An 18,767-nucleotide genomic window follows, 5' to 3' on the forward strand; every position below is an offset into this window, starting at 1 on the left:
GCCGCGTTGCGGCGAATAATCGAACGCAGTTCGATGAAGAGTCCGGCCGCAGAAAAGCAAAAACCCGCCTTTTGGGCGGGTTCTTTAAATAGTGGTGCCCGGACTCGGACTAACGCCGCAGGCGTTGAACAGCGCGCTTGTCGCGCTGGCCCCGAAGGGGTGAGCCGCGTTGCGGCGAATAATCGAACGCAGTTCGATGAAGAGTCCGGCCGCAGAAAAGCAAAAACCCGCCTTTTGGGCGGGTTCTTTAAATAGTGGTGCCCGGACTCGGAATCGAACCAAGGACACGGGGATTTTCAATCCCCTGCTCTACCGACTGAGCTATCCGGGCAACGGGGCGCATTAAACCTGATTCACCGCGCCTCGTCAACGAAATTTATAAATTTCGCAGCAGACTGCACAATCTATCACCACTTTGCCGTAAAAGCACGCGTCGTCAGGCAAAAAAGGCCGTCCACGCGACCGAAATCGGCATTGCCAGCAGCAGGGCGGGGAGCATATTGACCACTGCGAACATCTTAATCCCGCAGATACGCAGGCCGGTCGCCACCAGCAGCATACCGCCGACGGCGCTGAAGTCGGCCATCATCATCGGCGTGGTCAGCGGCATGATAAGCGAGGCGCAGGCCGCCAGACTCAGCTGAATCAGCAGCATCGGCACACAGATTGCCGACACCGCCAGCCCCAGGGTACAGGCGAAAATCGTGGCGGTGAAAAAGTCGAGAAACGCTTTGGCGATAAGGATGCTGGCGTCGCCGGTCATTCCTTCGCGCATGGCGCCAAAAACGCCGGTACCGCTGGCGCAAAACAACACGATGATCGCCACGTAGCTCTGAATATAAGACTCGTGGGCCGAGGCCTTTTTCCTGCCCTTTGGCGACAATAGTTGTTGGAGTTTGCTTACCAGGGTATTGATGCCTTTCTCCATATTACACACTTCGCCGAGTAGCGCGCCGACCAGCGTCGCCAGCACCATCACCGGCAGGTTGGCGCACTTGATGACCAGTAAAATACCAATCCCCAGTGATGCCAGCCCGAAAATCGAGGTCATCGAGGTGCGGATCCGTTCCGGCAATCGTTGGCTCAGTAGCGCGCCCAATACGCCGCCGACAAGCACCGCGCTGGCGTTAATAAATGGCCCTATAACCAAAGTAAACTCCTGTTAATTATTCCTGATGTCCGCATTATTATGACCATGTTTTTCCGCGAAGGCTTGCGGATACGTGGGGAGAATGCATATGGATTTCATCTTGCGCCACTTTCGGAAAGGTGCCATGATTGCGCGGATTTTCACCTCTTTACCCTGAGGCCGCCGGGATGACGACATTGCCATTACATCGCCGTTGCCGCTGCGCATTGCTGCGCGGTTTGCCTCATTCCTTACTCCCCCAGTTCACCATGCGGTGAAGGCCACGTATGCTCACTGTAGGACAACAGTAAGATCGGACGCGTCTGCTTTTACTGATGTCCGGCGGTCGGAGCTGAATTCCGTCAGACCCGGACACATCGTTGGGCAAGTCTCCACCTTTGCCTGAGATTTTTACACTCCCGATACGGGCATTTGCGCTTATGAAATCTATGCACATTGCCGCCAGCTGCGAGCTGGTCTCCCGTCTGTCCACCCATCGCCAGGTTGTGGCGCTGGACAGCACTGATTTTACCGATGCGGCAGCGGTCGTCATCACCGCGGCGGATAGCCGCAGCGGTATCCTGGCCCTGCTCAAGCGCAGCGGATTCAATCTGCCGGTCTATCTATTTAGCGAAACGCAAACGGATAAGCCGGAAGGAGTCGTCGCGGTGATTAGCGGCAAAGAGCAGGAGTGGCTGGAGCTGGAAGCGGCCGCCTGCGGCTATGAAGAGAAACTACTGCCGCCGTTTTTTAATACGCTTAGCCAGTACGTTGAGATGGACAACAGTACTTTCGCCTGTCCCGGCCATCAGCATGGCGCGTTCTTTAAAAAGCATCCGGCGGGCCGCCAGTTCTACGAGTTTTTCGGCGAGAACGTTTTTCGCGCCGACATGTGCAACGCCGACGTCAAGCTCGGCGATCTGCTGATCCATGAAGGTTCGGCGAAGCACGCGCAGAAATTTGCGGCAAAAGTTTTCAATGCCGATAAAACCTACTTCGTGCTTAATGGCACTTCCGCGGCGAACAAGGTCGTGACCAATGCGCTGCTGACCCGCGGCGATCTGGTACTGTTCGATCGCAACAACCATAAATCAAACCACCATGGCGCGCTGATCCAGGCCGGGGCGACGCCGGTCTATCTGGAAGCCGCGCGCAACCCGTTCGGCTTTATCGGCGGCATCGACGACCACTGCTTTGATGAAACCTACCTGCGCGAGCTGATCCGCGAGGCGGCGCCGGAAAAAGCCGACGCGCCGCGCCCGTTCCGCCTGGCGGTGATCCAGCTGGGCACCTATGACGGCACGGTGTATAACGCGCGCCAGGTGGTGGATAAAATCGGCCATCTCTGCGATTACATCCTGTTTGACTCGGCGTGGGTCGGTTACGAGCAGTTTATCCCGATGATGGCTGACTGCTCGCCGCTGCTGTTGGATCTCAATGAAAACGATCCGGGCATTTTTGTGACGCAATCGGTGCATAAGCAGCAGGCCGGTTTTTCGCAGACCTCGCAAATTCACAAGAAAGATAACCATCTGCGCGGCCAGGCACGTTTCTGCCCGCATAAGCGGCTGAATAACGCCTTTATGTTGCATGCTTCCACCAGTCCGTTTTATCCGCTGTTCGCCTCGCTCGATGTGAATGCCAAAATCCACGAAGGAGAGAGCGGTCGGCGGCTGTGGGCGGAGTGCGTTGAGCTGGGTATTGAAGCGCGTAAAGCGATACTAGCGCAGTGTAAATTATTGCGGCCGTTTGTGCCGCCGCTGGTCGGCGGGAAACCGTGGCAGGAGCATTCGACGGCGACTATCGCCAGCGAACGGCGCTTCTTTAGCTTCGAACCGGGCGCGAGCTGGCACGGCTTTAGCGGGTATGCTGACAATCAATACTTTGTCGATCCGTGTAAGCTGCTGCTGACCACGCCGGGTATCGATGCCGATAGCGGAGACTATACCGAGTTTGGCATCCCGGCGACCATCCTGGCGCACTACCTGCGCGAAAACGGCATCGTGCCGGAGAAGTGCGATCTCAACTCGATTTTGTTCCTGCTGACGCCGGCGGAAAGCGCGGAGAAACTGGCGCGACTGGTGGCGATGCTGGCCCAGTTCGAACAGCATATCGAAGCGGACTCGCCGCTTGCTGAGGTATTGCCGACTATTTATAACAAATACCCGGTTCGCTACCGCGATTACACCATTCGCCAGCTGTGTCAGGAAATGCACGATCTGTACGTCAGTTTTGATGTTAAAGACCTGCAAAAGGCGATGTTCCGCAAGCAGAGTTTCCCGCCGGTGGTAATGAACCCGCAGGACGCCAACCGCGAATTTATCCGCGGTAACGTTGAGCTGGTGCGTTTGAGCGAGGCCGAAGGGCGCATCGCGGCGGAAGGGGCGCTACCGTATCCGCCGGGCGTGCTGTGCGTGGTGCCGGGCGAGATCTGGGGCGGCGCGGTGCTGCGCTACTTCCTTGCGCTGGAAGAGGGGGTCAATATGCTGCCGGGCTTTTCGCCGGAGCTGCAGGGGGTTTATAGCGAAACGGATGCCGATGGTATTAAGCGGTTGTATGGGTATGTGTTGAAAGCGTAAACCGGGACCAGGCATTGTGCGCGTATTTTGCCGGATGATGGCTGGCGCCTTATCCGGCCTACGGTCCGTGCGGCCTGCCTTTAATTTAATCATCGTGCTGGCGAAACTGTCGGTACCAATGGCCTCAAACCCCCGGTGGCGCTGCCGCTTACCGGGGCTACAGTGCTGTGCGATTTGGTAGCCCGGAGAAGGCGCAACGCGCCGCCTCCGGGAAAACCCCTGTGCGACAAAACCGTTGCCAACCGATAACAGTATCTACAAATTCTGTAGGCCCGGTAAGGCGTCAGCCGTAACCGGGCAATGACAATCAGGCGTTCTGGCGCGCGGCGGCAGGCTGTCTGACGTGTTGATACTTGAACAGCGCCACGAAAGCGAAGGCCAGCACCAGCGAGTAGGCGGCGAAAATCAGCCACACGCTTTGCCAGTTAGTGATCCCCTCAACGGTAAAGTGCTCGACAACTTTGCCGCTCACCATCCCACCAAGGATGCAGCCGAAGCCGTTGGTCATCATCAGGAACATACCCTGGGCGCTGGCGCGGATTTCCGGACGCACCTCTTTCTCAACGAACACTGAACCGGAGATGTTGAAAAAGTCGAAGGCACAGCCGTAGACGATCATCGACAGAACCAGCAGGACGGTACCGAACGGCGTCGGGTCGCCGAAGGCGAACAGGCCGAAGCGCAGCATCCACGCCACGATACTAATCAGCATCACGTTCTTAATGCCGTAGCGGCTAAGGAAGAACGGGATAGTCAGAATAAACAGCGTTTCGGAGATCTGCGAAATCGACATCAATACTGATGCGTGCTCGACGATAAAGCTACCGGAGAACAGCGGGTCTTTATCGAAGCTGTGCAGGAAGGTGTTGCCAAACATATTGGTGATCTGCAGTTCGGCGCCGAGCATCATGGAGAAGATAAAGAAGATTGCCATACGCTTGTTTTTAAACAGCGCAAAGGCGTTCAGGCCGAGCATCTCGGTCCAGCTCTGGTTGCGCTGGGCGTTGGCGACCGGAATATGCGGCAGCGTCAGGGTGAACAGCGCCAGCAAGACCGACAGCGTCGCGCCGATATAAAGCTGCATATGGCTAAGCTCGAAGCCCGAGAAGCTAACGCCCCACATGGCGAGGATAAAGCCGATGGTGCCCCAGATACGAATTGGCGGGAAATCGGTCACGATATCCAGCCCCGCCGACTGCAGGCGGTAGTAGGAGATGGTGTTGATCAAGCCAAGCGTCGGCATATAGGCCAGCGAGTTAAGCAAGATCACGAGGAACATCTCGCCTGGCGTAGTGACCTGCGCCGCGAGGTACAGCGTTAACGCGCCGACCAGGTGGCAGATGGCATACACCCATTTGGCGCTGATCCATTTATCGGCGACGATCCCGAGCAGCGTTGGCATCAGAACGGCGGCGATACCGAGCGAGCTATACACCGCGCCGATGGCCGCGCCGTCAAACTTCAGGGTGACGAACATGTACGAGCCGAGCGTGGTTAGCCAACTCCCCCAAAGGCAGAACTGCAGGAACGACAGTATTTTTAACTGCAGCTTAAGATTCATGTATTTATCCTCACGAATGTGGGCTTGTTATGTTTTTTAAATAACATAACCACCGTTATTTTGATGCGATTCTATCATTCAGCGATTGCAAGCTTCTGTTAACTGCCGCAGAAAATCGAAAGATATTACCAAGTATGTCATAAAAAAAGAGAGGCCCGGTGCGATGCCCGGGCCTGTGGGGGAGAAGCGTTACTTACGGCGATAGCTTTTTTGCGCGGTGTTAACTTTATACAGATAACGGCGCGATTCCGCCGACGGATGGCGGGTGGTGAGCGTCTGGTAGACGTCGCCTGGCGCCATACTGTTAATGATGTTCGCCGCCTGGACTTTATCGCTGGAGAAGACGCGCAGTACGCTGCCGGCGCCGCCGTTATAGGCGGTGATCACCGCGTAGCGACGCGAGGTGGGGTTATCGATGCCGGCGAGATAAACGTTGTTCAGCATCGCCAGATAGGCGGTACCGGTATCGATGTTATTCGCCGGGTCAAACAGATAGCTGCGGCTCGGCAGGCCGGATTTGCCCTGCGAGCGGAAGACGTCTTTCCCCGCGCTGTGCTGGACGACCTGCATCAGCCCCATGGCATCCGCGTGGCTCACCGCATAGGGGTTAAACGACGACTCTGTCTGCATTATCGCAAGGATCAGCGACTCATCTACGCCGTATTTACGCGAGGCCTGACGCACCATGCCGAGATATTTATGCGCACGTTTATCGAGGTGGTTAGGCACCAGATTAATGGTGATGCTATAAATCATGCGCAGGCCGTTGTTACGGCTCTTCAGGCGGGTTTGCAGCAGATAATCGGCATAGCGCGCGGCGCGCCACTCCCAGCGAATGGATTCGCCGGTGTTATCGACGACCTGGCCGTAGAGGAACGGTTCTTTGGAAATCTGAATATCATCGACGTCGGAATAGAGGTCGATAGAGTTGGGGTCATCGCCCATCAACAGGGTTTTGATAATCGCCTGGCGTAACCTTCCTTGCGGATCGGTTCCGGCGATGGTCTCGACGGTAATCGTACCGGCATCAAAGTTGATGTGGCTACGGGTTTGATATTGATCGGTATATTTTACGTAGTCCTTCGGCCCGGCGAGCAGAACTTCGTTATAACCCCAAATGTTCTCGATGTTATGGGCAAACTGGCCCATCAGGATATCGAATCCGTTAGTGTCCTTGACCCAGGCCTCGTTATATTCGGCGCCTTTTTTATTGGAACTGGAACAGGACACGAGCAGTGGCGCAATCAGCGCGAGCGCTAAGTATTTTTTCATCATTCCGGGAGTGCGTGTTGTGTTTGTTTGGTAAAGGCCGTGAGGCCCTTACTGTTGTTCCGGCGGCGTGTAGCCTTCGATGTGAACGTCTTTCCCTTCAAACAGGAACTGCACCATCTCCTGTTCCAGCAGCTTGCGGTGCTCCGGGTTCATCATGCTGAGTTTTTTCTCGTTGATCAGCATGGTCTGCTTATGCTGCCACTGCGCCCAGGCCTCTTTGGAAATTTCGTTGTAAATGCGCTTACCGAGCTCGCCCGGATACAGCTGGAAATCCTGGCCGTCCGCTTCACGCTGCAGGAAAGTACAAAAAATCGTTCTGCTCATAATCAATCCTCTTTTATAGCCGAAAAAACTAGACCGGCGTTCCGGCTTTCAACTGTTGCAACAAGCGCTCCACGGGGGCCGCCAGTCCGACCGATGGCGGCTGCGCTAAGTTATACCAGAGTGCGTTACCTTCATCCATGCATGCGCCAGATGAGTGCACTGTAAGCCACATCGGCACAATATCCAGGTGGAAATGGCTGAAAGTGTGGCGGAAGGCGGTTAATTGCGTCAGATTATCGGCCTTTATCTGACGCTGCGCTAGCCACTCGCGTAGCCCGGCTTCATCCTCAAACTGCGGAAAACAGAACAATCCGCCCCATAAACCTACCGGCGGACGTTGGGAGAGGTACACCTCGTCGCCGTGCTGCATCAGCAGGAAGTAGCCGGTGCGCTCCGGGATGGTCTGCTTCGGTTTTTTCCCCGGATATTCCGCCCATGAATGGTTAGCGTAGGCCACGCAGCCGTTACTCAGCGGGCACAGTTCGCATTTCGGCTTCGAGCGGGTGCAAACCATCGCGCCGAGATCCATCATCGCCTGGTTGAAGCGCTCTACGCCCTGCGCCGGCGTCACCTCTTCGCTTATTTCCCACAGCCGTTTTTCCACCTCTTTTTTCCCCGGCCAGCCGCTCACAGCATAGCAGCGGGCGAGTACCCGCTTCACGTTGCCGTCGAGAATCGGATAATGCTGACCGAGCGAAAGGGATAAAATCGCCCCCGCCGTCGAGCGCCCGACGCCGGGAAGCGCGGCCACCTCTTCAAAGGTTTGCGGGAACTCGCCGCCGTGCAGCGTGGCGACCTGCTGCGCGGCTTTATGTAAATTGCGCGCTCGCGCGTAGTAGCCAAGGCCGGTCCACAGATGCAGTACTTCATCGAGCGGCGCGTTGGCTAAATCAACAACCGTTGGGAAACGCGCCATAAAGCGTTCAAAATAGGGAATAACCGTGGTGACCTGGGTTTGTTGCAACATCACTTCGGAGAGCCATACTTTGTAAGGCGTCTTGGCGATTTGCCAGGGCAGGGTTTTACGGCCGTATTTGTCGTACCAGTCCAGGACCTGGGCTGAAAATTGCGCGGCGAGAAAAGTCAAAGCTACGGCTCCGGAATCGCGATTACAGGGTGGCAGATTGCAGCACAAGGGCGAGTGGCTGTAAACCCTTGCATCCGCCGGGTAACTTTGGATAATGCCCGTTTTCCGAACACATTCACAAGCAGACTTAACTTTTATGAAAAACGACGTCATTTCTCCGGAATTCGATGAAAACGGTCGCCCGCTGCGCCGTATTCGTAGCTTCGTCCGTCGCCAGGGCCGCCTGACGAAAGGGCAGCAGCATGCGCTGGATAACATTTGGCCGGTGATGGGCGTTGAATTCAACGATGCGCCGCTCGATTTCGCCGCCCTGTTTGGCCGCGAAGCGCCGGTCACCTTAGAAATTGGTTTCGGTATGGGCGCCTCGCTGGTGGCGATGGCGAAAGCTAAACCGGAGCAAAATTTCCTCGGTATTGAAGTGCACTCGCCGGGCGTCGGCGCATGCCTGGCTTCCGCGGAAGAAGAAGGCGTACAAAATCTGCGCGTAATGTGTCACGATGCGGTCGAAGTGCTGCACACGATGATCCCGGATAACTCGCTGAATATGGTGCAGCTGTTTTTCCCTGACCCGTGGCATAAAGCGCGTCATAATAAACGTCGTATCGTGCAGCCGCCTTTCGCCGAGCTGGTAAAAAGCAAGCTGAAGCTGGGCGGCGTCTTCCATATGGCGACCGACTGGGAAGCCTATGCCGAGCATATGCTGGAAGTAATGTCTTCGCTGGAAGGCTATCGTAACCTGTCGGAAAGTAACGATTACGTACCGCGCCCGGAATCGCGCCCGGTAACCAAATTTGAACAACGTGGCCATCGTCTTGGCCACGGCGTATGGGACTTAATGTTCGAGAGGGTGAAATAATGGCCAAGAATCGTAGCCGTCGTCTGCGTAAAAAAATGCATATCGACGAGTTTCAGGAGTTAGGTTTCTCCGTAGCCTGGCGTTTCCCGGAAGGGACCAGCGAAGAGCAGATCGACCAGACGGTCAACGATCTGATCGAAGAGGTCATTGAGCCGAACAAACTGGCCTTTGACGGCAGCGGCTATCTCTCGTGGGAAGGGCTCATCTGCATGCAGGAAATTGGTAAATGCACCGAAGAGCATCAGGCCATCGTTCGTAAGTGGCTGGAAGATCGTAAATTAGCGGATGTGCGCACCAGCGAACTTTTTGACGTCTGGTGGGACTAAGTTTGACAAGGGTCGGCAATTGCCGGCCCGATTTGTCTTAAGGGAGTAAAAAGATGCGCAAAACGCTGCTGGCGGTGGCGCTTTCCGTCACCGCTTTGTCTGCCCACGCGGACTACCAGTGTAGCGTCACGCCGCGTGACGATGTGATCCTCAGCCCGCAGCAGGTGCAGGTGAAGGGGGAAAACGGCGATCTGGTGATTAAGCCGGACGGCAATCTGACTTTTAACGGTAAAGCCTATGCCCTTAGCGCCGCCCAGCGCGAACAGGCGCAAGATTATCAGGCCGGTCTGCGCAGCAGCCTGCCGTGGATTGACGACGGCGCGCGCTCGCGCGTCGAGAAGGGCCGTAAGGCGCTGGATAAAATCATCACCGAGCAGGTCGGCGCCAGCAGCAGTATGCATAGCCGCCTGACCAAGCTGGACGCGCAGCTGAAAGAACAGATGAACCGCATTATCGAACGTCGCAGCGATGGCCTGACTTTCCACTATAAAGCTATCGACCAGGTTCGCGCCGATGGCCAACAGCTGGTGAATCAGGCGATGGGCGGCATTCTGCAGGACAGCATTAACGAGATGGGCGCCAAAGCGGTGCTCAAAGGCGGCGGCAATCCGCTGCAGGGCATTCTCGGCAGTCTTGGCGGCCTGCAAACCGCAATCCAGGATGAGTGGAAAAACCAGGAAGCGGATTTCCAGCAGTTCGGCAAAGATGTCTGCAGCCGGGTGGTCTCGCTGGAAGAGAGCCGCAAAGCGCTGGTTGGCTCGTTAAAATAATCAAGATTTCGCGGCCCGCATTCCTTTGGGCCGCGCTCTTCTCCACTCAGGCCCGGCCGTGCGACACGCGTGAACGGCGAGCCAGAGAATCAATGATGACCGCAATCGCCAGTACCGCGCCGGTAATGATATAGCGCAGCGATGACGGCAGGTTCAACAGCGTCAGCCCATTTGAAATCGACTGAATCACGATGATCCCCAATAGCGCGGACCAGGCGCTGCCGCGTCCGCCGAACAGGCTGGTGCCGCCGATCACCGCCGCGGCGATGGCGTTGAGGTTGACGTCGCCGGTGCCGGCCTGCTGGCTGGCGGAGGCCAGTCGTGACGCCGCGAGAATGCCGCCGAAGGTCGCAAGCGTGGTACACAGGACGAAAGCGCTCACATAAATCGCCCGTACGTTAATCCCCGAACGGCGCGCCGCTTCACGGTTGCCGCCGACCGCGAACATTGAGCGGCCCCATTTTGTCCGTTTCAGCGCGTAGTTGAGGATCATCACGCAGGCGACGAAGAGACCGAAAATCCACGGAATACCGCGCCCCTGATTGAGGTAAAGCACCGCGGCCTCGAAGATAATCGTCAGCGCGATCGCGCGCGCCAGTAGCGAGCTGACCCCCTCGGCGGAAAGATTGGCCGCCAGGCGCCGCGAGCGTTTTTTCAGGCCAAAGACAATAATCGCCAGCCCCGGCAGCAGCGCCATCAGGTGTGAGAACCAGCCTGGCATCACCAGCAGTTGGCCAAAGCGTACCAGCGGTGACGTGTAGGGCAGGTTAATGCTGCCGCTCGGCCCGAGGATATACAGCTGCATGCCCAGCAGCGCCAGCAGGCCGGCGAGGGTGGCGACGAAACTCGGCATCCCGACGCGGTTATACAGCAGCGCATAGACCAGCCCGACGGCCACGCCGCAGGCCAGCGCCACGGCGATGGCTCCCGCCAGCGGCCATCCTGCGTTCACCCACAGCACGCCGACGATAGCCGATGCCAGGCCGCTCATGGAGCCGACCGACAGGTCTATCTCGCCAAGCATCAAAACGCAGACGATGCCGAGCGAGATAAACCCGACCGTCGCGCAATCAAACAGCAGGTTCACCAGGTTATTCGGCGCGATATAGACCGGATTGAGGAAGGTGAAGACCAGGGAAATCACAATCAGCCCGGCGATCACCGGCGCGGTGCCGAGATCGCCGGTTTTGATGCGGGTTATCTGCGCGCGCAGGGCGCCGAACAGGCCCTCGTCGTGACGAACGCGCTCATCGCTGCGGTCCAGCGCGGTGTGGGATGCGGTCTTACTGTTCATAAAATTACATCGCTCCGGAAGTCGTGGGCTGTGATTTACGTTCAACCCGGCGTGAGACGGCGTTTTCCGTCGCGCCGGTGATCGCGGCGACCAGATCCTGATTAGAAGCATCGGGCGTGAAGATCCCTTTGTTGCGCCCGAGACGCAGCACCACGATACGGTCGGCGACGGCGCGAACGTCTTCCATGTTGTGACTGATGATGATGACACCAAGCCCGCGCTCGCGAACGCGCTCAATCAGGTTGAGCACTTCCGCGGTCTGCGCGACGCCCAGCGCCGCGGTAGGCTCATCGAGCATGATGATTTTAGGATTCAGCAGCAGCGAACGGGCGATGGCGACGGTCTGCCGCTGGCCGCCGGAAAGCGATGCCACCGGTTCGCGTACTGATGGAATTCGTGCCGCCAGCTCCTGCAGTAGCGTCCAGGCTTTCACTTCCATCGCTACTTCATCAAGCTGGAACGGCGAAATTTCATGGCCCAGAAACAGGTTTGCCACCACATCAAGGTTTTCGCACAGCGCCAGATCCTGAAACACCGTGGCAATACCGTATTCCAGCGCTTTGCCGGGGCTATCGAGGGTGACAGGGTTGCCGTCAAACTCAATGGTGCCGGAGGTCGGCTGGTGGACGCCGGCGAGGATCTTCACCAGCGTGGATTTGCCCGCGCCGTTGTCGCCGACCAGCGCGACCACCTCGCCGGCGTGGACTTCTAATTCGATATCCGTCAGCGCCGACACCGCGCCAAAATGTTTAGAGACGTTGCGCAGTTGCAGTATTGGCCGCCCGGCGGCGGAGTTGTGTTGTTGTTGCGGCATACAAAACGACCTCAATAATGGCGAAATCACGCCCGCCGCGGCGGGCGCAGGGTCACAGGTTACTTGCTGATGCCTAACTTCTGGCAGGCGGCGGCGTATTCGCCGCTACACACCTGATCCCAGGTCTGGATTTTTTTATCGAAGATTTCCGCTTTGATGTTTTTGGCGGTCACCACTTCCGGGGTAAATAGCTGGGAAGGGGTGTTGTACAGGGTGGTGCTGGCCTGCGGTTTTTTGCCCTGAATAAAATCAACCGCCACTTTGGCCGCCGCTGCGGCAACGATCTCCGATGGCTTGGAGATGGTGTTGTACTGGTCGCCGGCGATGATCAGCTGCAGCGCGGCGATAGTGGCGTCATTGCCGGTGACCGGCGGCAGCGGCTGGACGCCGGCAGCCTTAAAGGCGGCAATCGCCCCGCCGCCGGTACCGTCGTTCGCCGCGACCACGCCCTTAATTTTGTCGCCAAAGCGGGTAACCTGCCCGGCGGTCCACTCCTGGGCTTTCGGCGGCGCCCACTCCGGGGTGTCGAATTCGGCCAGCGTTTTGTAACCGGACTCTTTCAATCCGCGATGGATACCGTCGCGGATCAGCCCTGCGGCGGCATCGGTTGGCGAACCGTTAATTTGCAGCACCCCGGCGTCCTGCGGCACGCCACTCGCTTTCAAATGGTCGGTGAGAGATTTCGCGATGGCGTAGCCAATGCCCTCGTTATCAAATGAGACGTAGAAATCGGCCGGTTTGTTTGGCACCGGGCGGTCATAGGCAATGACCTTGACCCCCTGCGCCTGGGCGTTTTCGACCAGCGCGGCGGCGGCGGAAGAGTCAACCGGATCCAGGACGATCACTTTCGCCCCCTGGGCGATTACCGAGTTGAACTGCTGCTGCTGGAGCGACGCGTTGGCGTTGGCATTCTGATAGATGACCTTACATTCCGCGCAAAGCTTGCTCATTTCCGCCTTAAAACCGGGGAAGTCGTGCTGCTCATAGCGGGTAGAGGCCTGATCGGGCATTAAAAAGGCCACGGTGGCGGACTCTGCAGACCAGGCTGAAGCCGTGACGGTGCCGGTTAGTGCGGCGAGTGTGATAAATATATTACGGTAATTCATTGTGTTACCCTCTTTTTTATAGGCTTAAGCCCGCCGGGTTGCGCCGACGTTACAGAGACTTTTTTTAATCAGAGTTACCAATAATTCACATGTAGGATACGTCGGTTTTACATTTGCTCAACCGATGAAGCAGGATTACCACTGCGCAAAAAATGAGTCAAGAAAAGGAAAAAAGTCGATCGGATTTTGTGATTCGCAGCAAATAAGCGAACAAAAAAACGCCAGTCGATTTGACCGTAGCGGGAGAGGATGTAGGGGGAAGATACGGGCGACGATGCGCCGCCCGCAGGGATTATTCTTCGCTGAGGAACAGCTCCAGCAGCGAATTTAAAAACAGCTTACCGTGCTCGGTAATCTGCCAGTTTTGCGCATCTTCCAGCAGATAGCCTTCGGCGATGGCGGCATCGATTTGTGGACGGATAACCTGCTCATCAAGTCCGGTATACAAGCTGAACTCCGCGCGCGGCGCGGCCTCCAGCAGGCGGAAGCGGTTCATAAAGAACTCGAACGGTTTATCCGCCGCCTCCACGTCGTGCTGACGCTCCAGGTAACGGCCTTCCATGTAGCCGCGCGGGTGACGGGTTTTTGCCGTACGCAGAATGCGGCCATCAGCGAAGGTCACTTTGCCGTGTGCGCCGCAGCCGATACCGAGGTAGTCGCCAAAGCGCCAGTAGTTGAGATTGTGCTGGCACTGATAGCCTGGTTTGGCGTAAGCGGAGGTCTCGTACTGCTGATAACCTGCGGCGCTCAGCAATTGATGTCCCTGTTCGAAAATATCCCACAGCGCATCGTCATCCGGTAACACCGGCGGGCGCGAACCAAACAGCGTGTTCGGCTCAATAGTCAACTGATACCACGACAGATGCGGCGGATTCAGCGCGATCGCCTGGCGCAAATCATCCAGCGCCTCATCCAGCGACTGGTCCGGTAGGCCATGCATTAAATCGAGGTTAAAGCTACGCAGCCCGAGGCCGCTCGCCAGCCGCGCCGCGCGTTTTGCCTCTTCCGGGCCGTGAATACGTCCCAGACGCTGCAATTTGGGCTCGCTAAAGCTCTGCACGCCGATGGAGATACGGTTGACGCCGGCACGCTGATAGTCAACGAAGCGATCGGCCTCCACGGTCCCCGGATTGGCTTCCATGGTGATCTCCGCATCCGCCGCCAGCGGCAGGCAGGCGCGCACGCCATCAAGCAGGGTTTGCATCGCCGGGCCGGAAAGCAGGCTCGGCGTACCGCCGCCGATAAAAATAGTCTTAATTTCACGTCCCTGTGCGTATGGCGCATCGTGGCGTAGATCGGCAAGCAGGTGCTGGACGTAGTCGTCGTGCGGCACTTCGCCCTTCAACGCATGCGAATTGAAATCGCAGTACGGGCATTTCTGCACGCACCACGGGATATGAATATAAAGACTCAGAGGCGGCAAATTAGCCATTACGTAATGCTTCCAGTAACAGTTTCAGCGCCTGCCCGCGGTGGGAAATGGCGCTTTTCTCTTTACGGCTCAGCTCCGCCGCGGTTTTACCCTCGGACGGAACAAAGAAAATCGGGTCATAGCCAAAGCCGCCGTTACCCGCCGCCTGACGAGTAATCACGCCCGGCCAGCTGCCGTGGCATACCAGCGGCGTCGGGTCTTCGGCATGGCGCAGGTAGACCAGTACGCAGTGGAACTGGGCCTGGCGTTGCTCATCGGGTACATCCTGCAGGGCATCCAGCAGCTTTTCCAGATTCTGCTGGTCGCTGGCGTTTTCGCCCGAGTAGCGAGCGGAGTAAATTCCCGGCGAGCCGCCCAGCGCATCCACCGCCAGGCCCGAATCGTCGGCGATGGCCGGCAGGCCGGTGACCTGCGCGGCGTGACGCGCTTTGAGGATCGCGTTTTCGATAAAGGTCAGGCCGGTTTCTTCGGCGGAATCGACGCCAAGCTCGGTCTGGGCGACGACGTCGAGACCAAAATCTTCCAGCAGCGAGGCCAGCTCGCGAACTTTACCGGCGTTGCCGGTAGCGAGTACAACTTTTTGCATATTCAATCCTGTTTAGTCAGTCAGCGCCGCGACGGCGGGCGGGATCTGCTGCGGGTGAATGATTTTTACCTGTTTATGACGGCCTAGTTCGCCTTTTTCGATAAGCACCTGGCTTTTCGCGACGCGGAACTGTTTAGCGAGATATTTTACCAGATGGGCATTTGCCTGGCCGTCGACGGGTGGGGCGGTGATGGCGACTTTGAGCTCGTCGCCATGCAGACCAACAAAGCTATCGCGGCTGGCCTTTGGCTGAATATACAGCCTGAGCACCAGCCCGTCAGCACAGACTTCAACGGCACTCATAGCGCCATCCACAGCCCCGGAAGCAGGACATTGCCGGTAGCTTGCAGCAGCTCGGCGATCCCCATATTAATCACGTACAGCAGCAGCACCAGCACCATCGGCGAAAAGTCGATGCCGCCCATGGATGGCAGCAGGTTGCGAATCGGACGCAGCAGCGGGTCAGCCAACTGCATCAGCACGTATTCCACCGGGCTGCGGCCCTGGCTTACCCAGCTCATAATAGCCATCAGCAGCAGCACCCAGAAAATCAGCGAACCGATGGTTTTCAGCAGGATCAGCACCGCGGCAATCCAGATAATCGGCTGGAAGGTGACCACCATAAACAGCACGATCGCCTTGATAACGCAGAGCACGAAGGCGACCAGCAGGGAGGCGCTATCCAGCGGCCCCATTGCCGGGATAATCCGGCGCAGCGGCCCGACGATAGGCTGGGTGGCTTTCACCACGAACTGCGAAAACGGATTGTAAAAGTCGCAGCGCGCCCACTGCATCCAGACGCGTAACAACATGACCATTGTGTAGAGTTCAATGACCGTTGAGAGCAGGAAGGTCAACGTCTTCATGGCGTTCCTCAGATTCCTTATTTTTTGCTGTAGTCGCGCGCGCCGAAGATTGCGGTCCCGATGCGCACCATAGTGCTTCCCGCCGCGATAGCGGCTTCCATGTCATCCGACATGCCCAGAGAGAGCGTATCAACCGAAGGGTAGAGCGTTTTCAGTTGCGCGAATGCTACCGCCATTTGTTGGGCGACGGCAAACTGCCTTTCATACTCTGACTCTGGCGCCGGAATGGCCATTAACCCGCGAAGCTGGAGGTTCGGTAAGGCGGCGACACCGGCGGCTAAAGCGTCAAGCTCCGCCAGCGGGATCCCGGATTTACTCTGTTCATCGCTGATGTTGATTTGAATCAGCACGTTCAGCGGCGCTAGATCCGCCGGACGTTGTTCGCTCAGGCGGGTGGCGATTTTCAACCGGTCGACGGTGTGGCACCAGTCAAAATGTTCGGCCACCAGCCGGCTTTTGTTGGACTGCAACGGGCCGATGAAGTGCCATTGCAGACCGCTGACGCCCGCCTGCTGGAAATAGCGGATTTTATCCACCCCTTCCTGGACGTAGTTTTCGCCGAATGCCCGCTGTCCTGCGGCCATTGCTTCTTCGATAGCGCTCGCAGGTTTGGTTTTACTCACTGCAAGCAACGTAACTTCTTCTGGAGCGCGGCCGCAGCGGGCGGCAGCGCCTGAGATTTTATCCCGGACCTGTGCCAGGTTATGCGCAATATCGTTCATATTCCGAGGATCAGTTATGGAGCTGGAAGAAATCGTGGCCCTTAGTGTAAAGCATAACGTCTCCGATCTACACCTGTGCAGCGCGTATCCGCCGCGCTGGCGTCGTTTGGGAAAGCTTGAGCCTGCGCCCTTTACTTCGCCGGATGTTGAGAAAATCCTCACTCGCTGGCTTAACGACCCACAGCTGGCGCAGTGGCGTGCCGATGGTCAGGTTGACTTCGCTTTGGCCCTCCCGAACGGGCCTCGGCTGCGCGCCAGCGCTTTTGCCCACGCGCGCGGCCTGTCGCTTGCTTTGCGTCTGTTGCCGCAGCAATGCCCGCAGTTGGTTGATTTGGGCGCGCCCGCCGCGCTTAGCGAACTGCTAAATGAAGAGAGTGGTTTGATCCTGATTACCGGCGCTACCGGTAGCGGCAAATCGACCACCCTGGCGGCGATGGTGGACTACCTCAATCAACATCGCCATGGTCATATTTTAACCCTTGAGGATCCCGTGGAGTTTATTCACGCCAGCAGAAACTGCCTGATCCAGCAGCGCGAAATCGGCCGCCATTGCTCCTCTTTCGCGGCGGCGCTACGCGTGGCGCTGCGTCAGGACCCGGACGTCATCTTATTAGGCGAGCTGCGCGATAGCGAAACCATTCGTCTGGCGCTGACCGCAGCCGAAACCGGGCACCTGGTGATGGCGACGCTGCATACCCGCAGCGCGGCGCAGGCCATTGAGCGGCTGGTGGATGTCTTTCCAGCGGAAGAAAAAGAGCCGGTACGTAGCCAGCTGGCAGGGAGTTTATGCGCCGTGGCGGCGCAAAAATTGTTGCCAAATGCTTCTGGCGGCCGGGTTGCGCTATACGAACTTTTAGTGAACACGCCGGCGGTGGCAAATTTGATCCGCGAAGGAAAAACGCATCAACTACCCGGCGTGATGCAAACCAGCCAGCAGGCTGGGATGCAAACCTTTGCGCAGAGTTTTCAACAACGTGCAGCGGCAGGTGAGTTACTGCCCTCGTAGTGATGAAACTAAGATGGTATTCATTAAATTGTTAATTCAGTGTTCAATTAATGTTTTGATAAATGTTTTTATAATACAAATAAGTGGTACGACCTAAGCCTAAATAATGAATGTTATGACAGCGGGCTTACATTTACCCCGCTTAACCAGGAAAAAAGTGGGATTACCTTTTGACACTTTTGCGGGGTTCGATTTATGCTGTTTACGGGAATAGGAAGATTCTCATGAAATGATGTTTCAATAACCAAAATGTATTTGAAAATATAAATACATTATTGAACGTTTAATTTTCAGTTAATTTAACCGCTAAGATGGCGGGGTACTGCTAAGGAGAGTTTCAAGTGATTAATTTATCGGAGAATTTACTGCATTCGCGTCAGGTGACTTTCATTACTCATCCGTCCATTCAGAGTAATGCATTTGCGACGTGGTTGACTGAGAAGCTATCCGTAAACGTAACTCTGCATAATATCAACAAACCGCTAACTCAACGCCTGGCAAAAGATTCCGTAATATTGTTTGATATTGCTGTTTCCAATAAGAAATTGAATAGCGTGTGGCGAGATATTATTCGCGTACAGGCAGATAATCCGCGTTTGTTGATTATCAATAGCGCGCAAAAGTATGAGTTGTACGAAATGGCGCAATGGCCTGCGTTATATGGCGTATTCCGTCATGACGATGACCAATCGCGCTTAATTGAGGGCGTCAAAGCCGTATTAAACGGTGAACAGACGGCTGAATTGAGCGTGATGCACCCGGCGCTGTATTCTGCGGATCAGGTTGCGGCGCCGACGGAGAACTCACCGTTGACCGAGCGTGAATGTGAGATCCTCAACGAGCTGCGCTGCGGCGCAACAAATATGGATATCGCTCGCGCGCTGTTTATCAGCGAAAACACCGTACGTACTCATCTGTACAATGTGTTCCGTAAGCTGAGCGTGAAGAACCGTACCCAGGCGGTGAGCTGGGCGAATGAACATCTGCGTCACTGATTGACCGGCGGCGCTACGCTTGCGCGGGCCTACGGGTTATGC

Annotated in this window: 19 protein-coding genes and 1 tRNA gene; 6 read left to right on the top strand and 14 right to left on the bottom strand. The window is 56.6% G+C overall.

Going from position 1 to position 18,767, the window contains the following annotated elements:
- Positions 1-255: 255 nt before the first annotated feature.
- Together KGA69_RS10000 and KGA69_RS10005 are read right to left on the bottom strand one after the other, a co-directional pair.
- Positions 256-331, bottom strand: a tRNA-Phe gene (locus KGA69_RS10000).
- A gap of 105 nt (positions 332-436) precedes the next feature.
- Complete coding sequence (locus tag KGA69_RS10005) at positions 437-1,150, bottom strand: DUF554 domain-containing protein (RefSeq protein ID WP_015369715.1); 714 nt, start codon at positions 1,148-1,150, stop codon at positions 437-439.
- 419 nt (positions 1,151-1,569) lie between these two features.
- On the opposite strand from KGA69_RS10005, the gene KGA69_RS10010 reads away from it, so the two are divergent.
- On the top strand, positions 1,570-3,708 hold the full coding sequence (locus tag KGA69_RS10010) for an ornithine decarboxylase (protein WP_213293059.1): 2,139 nt from the start codon (positions 1,570-1,572) through the stop codon (positions 3,706-3,708).
- Positions 3,709-4,015: 307 nt separating this feature from the next.
- Here the strand turns inward: KGA69_RS10010 and KGA69_RS10015 are convergent, their stop codons facing one another.
- The 4 genes from KGA69_RS10015 to mutY all read right to left on the bottom strand — a co-directional run bounded on the left by KGA69_RS10015 (position 4,016) and on the right by mutY (position 7,952).
- Positions 4,016-5,269, bottom strand: coding sequence for a nucleoside permease (locus KGA69_RS10015; RefSeq protein ID WP_045387267.1), 1,254 nt, complete (start codon positions 5,267-5,269; stop codon positions 4,016-4,018).
- A 189-nt stretch (positions 5,270-5,458) separates the two neighbouring features.
- Positions 5,459-6,541, bottom strand: a complete 1,083-nt coding sequence (mltC, locus tag KGA69_RS10020) for a membrane-bound lytic murein transglycosylase MltC (RefSeq protein ID WP_045392092.1) — start codon at positions 6,539-6,541, stop codon at positions 5,459-5,461.
- 48 nt (positions 6,542-6,589) lie between these two features.
- Complete coding sequence (locus KGA69_RS10025) at positions 6,590-6,865, bottom strand: oxidative damage protection protein (RefSeq protein ID WP_045392090.1); 276 nt, start codon at positions 6,863-6,865, stop codon at positions 6,590-6,592.
- A gap of 28 nt (positions 6,866-6,893) precedes the next feature.
- The gene (gene mutY, locus KGA69_RS10030; protein ID WP_045392088.1) at positions 6,894-7,952 is read right to left on the bottom strand and encodes an A/G-specific adenine glycosylase; all 1,059 of its coding nucleotides are present in this window, start codon (positions 7,950-7,952) and stop codon (positions 6,894-6,896) included.
- A 136-nt stretch (positions 7,953-8,088) separates the two neighbouring features.
- On the opposite strand from mutY, the gene trmB reads away from it, so the two are divergent.
- Genes trmB through KGA69_RS10045 form a run of 3 tightly spaced genes read left to right on the top strand, consistent with a single transcriptional unit; the run spans position 8,089 to position 9,904 of the window.
- Positions 8,089-8,808, top strand: coding sequence for a tRNA (guanosine(46)-N7)-methyltransferase TrmB (gene trmB, locus KGA69_RS10035; protein ID WP_045392086.1), 720 nt, complete (start codon positions 8,089-8,091; stop codon positions 8,806-8,808).
- Entirely contained in the window at positions 8,808-9,134 is a 327-nt protein-coding gene (locus tag KGA69_RS10040) for a YggL family protein (protein ID WP_015369722.1), read from the top strand. The genes trmB and KGA69_RS10040 overlap by 1 nt, the downstream gene beginning before the upstream one ends.
- 53 nt (positions 9,135-9,187) lie before the next feature.
- Positions 9,188-9,904 (top strand): YggN family protein, encoded by a 717-nt coding sequence (locus KGA69_RS10045; RefSeq protein ID WP_015369723.1) that lies wholly within the window; start codon positions 9,188-9,190, stop codon positions 9,902-9,904.
- Between the two features lie 46 nt (positions 9,905-9,950).
- Here KGA69_RS10045 and KGA69_RS10050 read toward each other — a convergent pair whose 3' ends face one another.
- The 8 genes from KGA69_RS10050 to KGA69_RS10085 all read right to left on the bottom strand — a co-directional run bounded on the left by KGA69_RS10050 (position 9,951) and on the right by KGA69_RS10085 (position 16,724).
- Positions 9,951-11,198, bottom strand: coding sequence for a sugar ABC transporter permease (locus KGA69_RS10050; RefSeq protein WP_047044097.1), 1,248 nt, complete (start codon positions 11,196-11,198; stop codon positions 9,951-9,953).
- A 4-nt stretch (positions 11,199-11,202) separates the two neighbouring features.
- A complete protein-coding gene (locus tag KGA69_RS10055; RefSeq protein WP_004181271.1) occupies positions 11,203-12,012 on the bottom strand; it encodes an ATP-binding cassette domain-containing protein in 810 nt (269 codons plus the stop codon).
- Between the two features lie 59 nt (positions 12,013-12,071).
- Positions 12,072-13,118 (bottom strand): ABC transporter substrate-binding protein, encoded by a 1,047-nt coding sequence (locus KGA69_RS10060; protein WP_045392084.1) that lies wholly within the window; start codon positions 13,116-13,118, stop codon positions 12,072-12,074.
- Positions 13,119-13,410: 292 nt separating this feature from the next.
- The gene (hemW, locus tag KGA69_RS10065; protein WP_045392083.1) at positions 13,411-14,550 is read right to left on the bottom strand and encodes a radical SAM family heme chaperone HemW; all 1,140 of its coding nucleotides are present in this window, start codon (positions 14,548-14,550) and stop codon (positions 13,411-13,413) included.
- Entirely contained in the window at positions 14,543-15,136 is a 594-nt protein-coding gene (locus KGA69_RS10070; protein ID WP_213293060.1) for an XTP/dITP diphosphatase, read from the bottom strand. Before KGA69_RS10070 ends, hemW begins: the two co-directional genes overlap by 8 nt.
- A gap of 12 nt (positions 15,137-15,148) precedes the next feature.
- On the bottom strand, positions 15,149-15,439 hold the full coding sequence (yggU, locus tag KGA69_RS10075; protein ID WP_045392081.1) for a DUF167 family protein YggU: 291 nt from the start codon (positions 15,437-15,439) through the stop codon (positions 15,149-15,151).
- A complete protein-coding gene (locus tag KGA69_RS10080; RefSeq protein ID WP_015369729.1) occupies positions 15,436-16,002 on the bottom strand; it encodes a YggT family protein in 567 nt (188 codons plus the stop codon). Before KGA69_RS10080 ends, yggU begins: the two co-directional genes overlap by 4 nt.
- A gap of 17 nt (positions 16,003-16,019) precedes the next feature.
- On the bottom strand, positions 16,020-16,724 hold the full coding sequence (locus KGA69_RS10085; RefSeq protein WP_047044088.1) for a YggS family pyridoxal phosphate-dependent enzyme: 705 nt from the start codon (positions 16,722-16,724) through the stop codon (positions 16,020-16,022).
- Between the two features lie 16 nt (positions 16,725-16,740).
- On the opposite strand from KGA69_RS10085, the gene KGA69_RS10090 reads away from it, so the two are divergent.
- Positions 16,741-17,730 (top strand): type IV pilus twitching motility protein PilT, encoded by a 990-nt coding sequence (locus tag KGA69_RS10090; RefSeq protein WP_045392078.1) that lies wholly within the window; start codon positions 16,741-16,743, stop codon positions 17,728-17,730.
- Between the two features lie 341 nt (positions 17,731-18,071).
- Positions 18,072-18,725 (top strand): LuxR C-terminal-related transcriptional regulator, encoded by a 654-nt coding sequence (locus tag KGA69_RS10095; protein WP_047078911.1) that lies wholly within the window; start codon positions 18,072-18,074, stop codon positions 18,723-18,725.
- Positions 18,726-18,767: the final 42 nt, after the last annotated feature.

Source organism: Klebsiella sp. A52 (genome assembly GCF_018388785.1).
GTDB lineage: Bacteria > Pseudomonadota > Gammaproteobacteria > Enterobacterales > Enterobacteriaceae > Klebsiella > Klebsiella aerogenes.

Excerpts from the sequence above, each read along its gene's own strand:
- trmB (WP_045392086.1), top strand. The coding sequence starts at position 8,089 with ATGAAAAACGACGTCATTTCTCCGGAATTCGATGAAAACGGTCGCCCG.
- mltC (WP_045392092.1), bottom strand. The coding sequence starts at position 6,541 with ATGAAAAAATACTTAGCGCTCGCGCTGATTGCGCCACTGCTCGTGTCC.
- KGA69_RS10025 (WP_045392090.1), bottom strand. The coding sequence starts at position 6,865 with ATGAGCAGAACGATTTTTTGTACTTTCCTGCAGCGTGAAGCGGACGGC.
- KGA69_RS10060 (WP_045392084.1), bottom strand. The coding sequence starts at position 13,118 with ATGAATTACCGTAATATATTTATCACACTCGCCGCACTAACCGGCACC.
- KGA69_RS10085 (WP_047044088.1), bottom strand. The coding sequence starts at position 16,724 with ATGAACGATATTGCGCATAACCTGGCACAGGTCCGGGATAAAATCTCA.
- hemW (WP_045392083.1), bottom strand. The coding sequence starts at position 14,550 with ATGGCTAATTTGCCGCCTCTGAGTCTTTATATTCATATCCCGTGGTGC.
- KGA69_RS10050 (WP_047044097.1), bottom strand. The coding sequence starts at position 11,198 with ATGAACAGTAAGACCGCATCCCACACCGCGCTGGACCGCAGCGATGAG.
- KGA69_RS10015 (WP_045387267.1), bottom strand. The coding sequence starts at position 5,269 with ATGAATCTTAAGCTGCAGTTAAAAATACTGTCGTTCCTGCAGTTCTGC.
- KGA69_RS10070 (WP_213293060.1), bottom strand. The coding sequence starts at position 15,136 with ATGCAAAAAGTTGTACTCGCTACCGGCAACGCCGGTAAAGTTCGCGAG.
- yggU (WP_045392081.1), bottom strand. The coding sequence starts at position 15,439 with ATGAGTGCCGTTGAAGTCTGTGCTGACGGGCTGGTGCTCAGGCTGTAT.
- KGA69_RS10055 (WP_004181271.1), bottom strand. The coding sequence starts at position 12,012 with ATGCCGCAACAACAACACAACTCCGCCGCCGGGCGGCCAATACTGCAA.
- KGA69_RS10080 (WP_015369729.1), bottom strand. The coding sequence starts at position 16,002 with ATGAAGACGTTGACCTTCCTGCTCTCAACGGTCATTGAACTCTACACA.
- KGA69_RS10040 (WP_015369722.1), top strand. The coding sequence starts at position 8,808 with ATGGCCAAGAATCGTAGCCGTCGTCTGCGTAAAAAAATGCATATCGAC.
- KGA69_RS10045 (WP_015369723.1), top strand. The coding sequence starts at position 9,188 with ATGCGCAAAACGCTGCTGGCGGTGGCGCTTTCCGTCACCGCTTTGTCT.
- KGA69_RS10010 (WP_213293059.1), top strand. The coding sequence starts at position 1,570 with ATGAAATCTATGCACATTGCCGCCAGCTGCGAGCTGGTCTCCCGTCTG.
- KGA69_RS10090 (WP_045392078.1), top strand. The coding sequence starts at position 16,741 with ATGGAGCTGGAAGAAATCGTGGCCCTTAGTGTAAAGCATAACGTCTCC.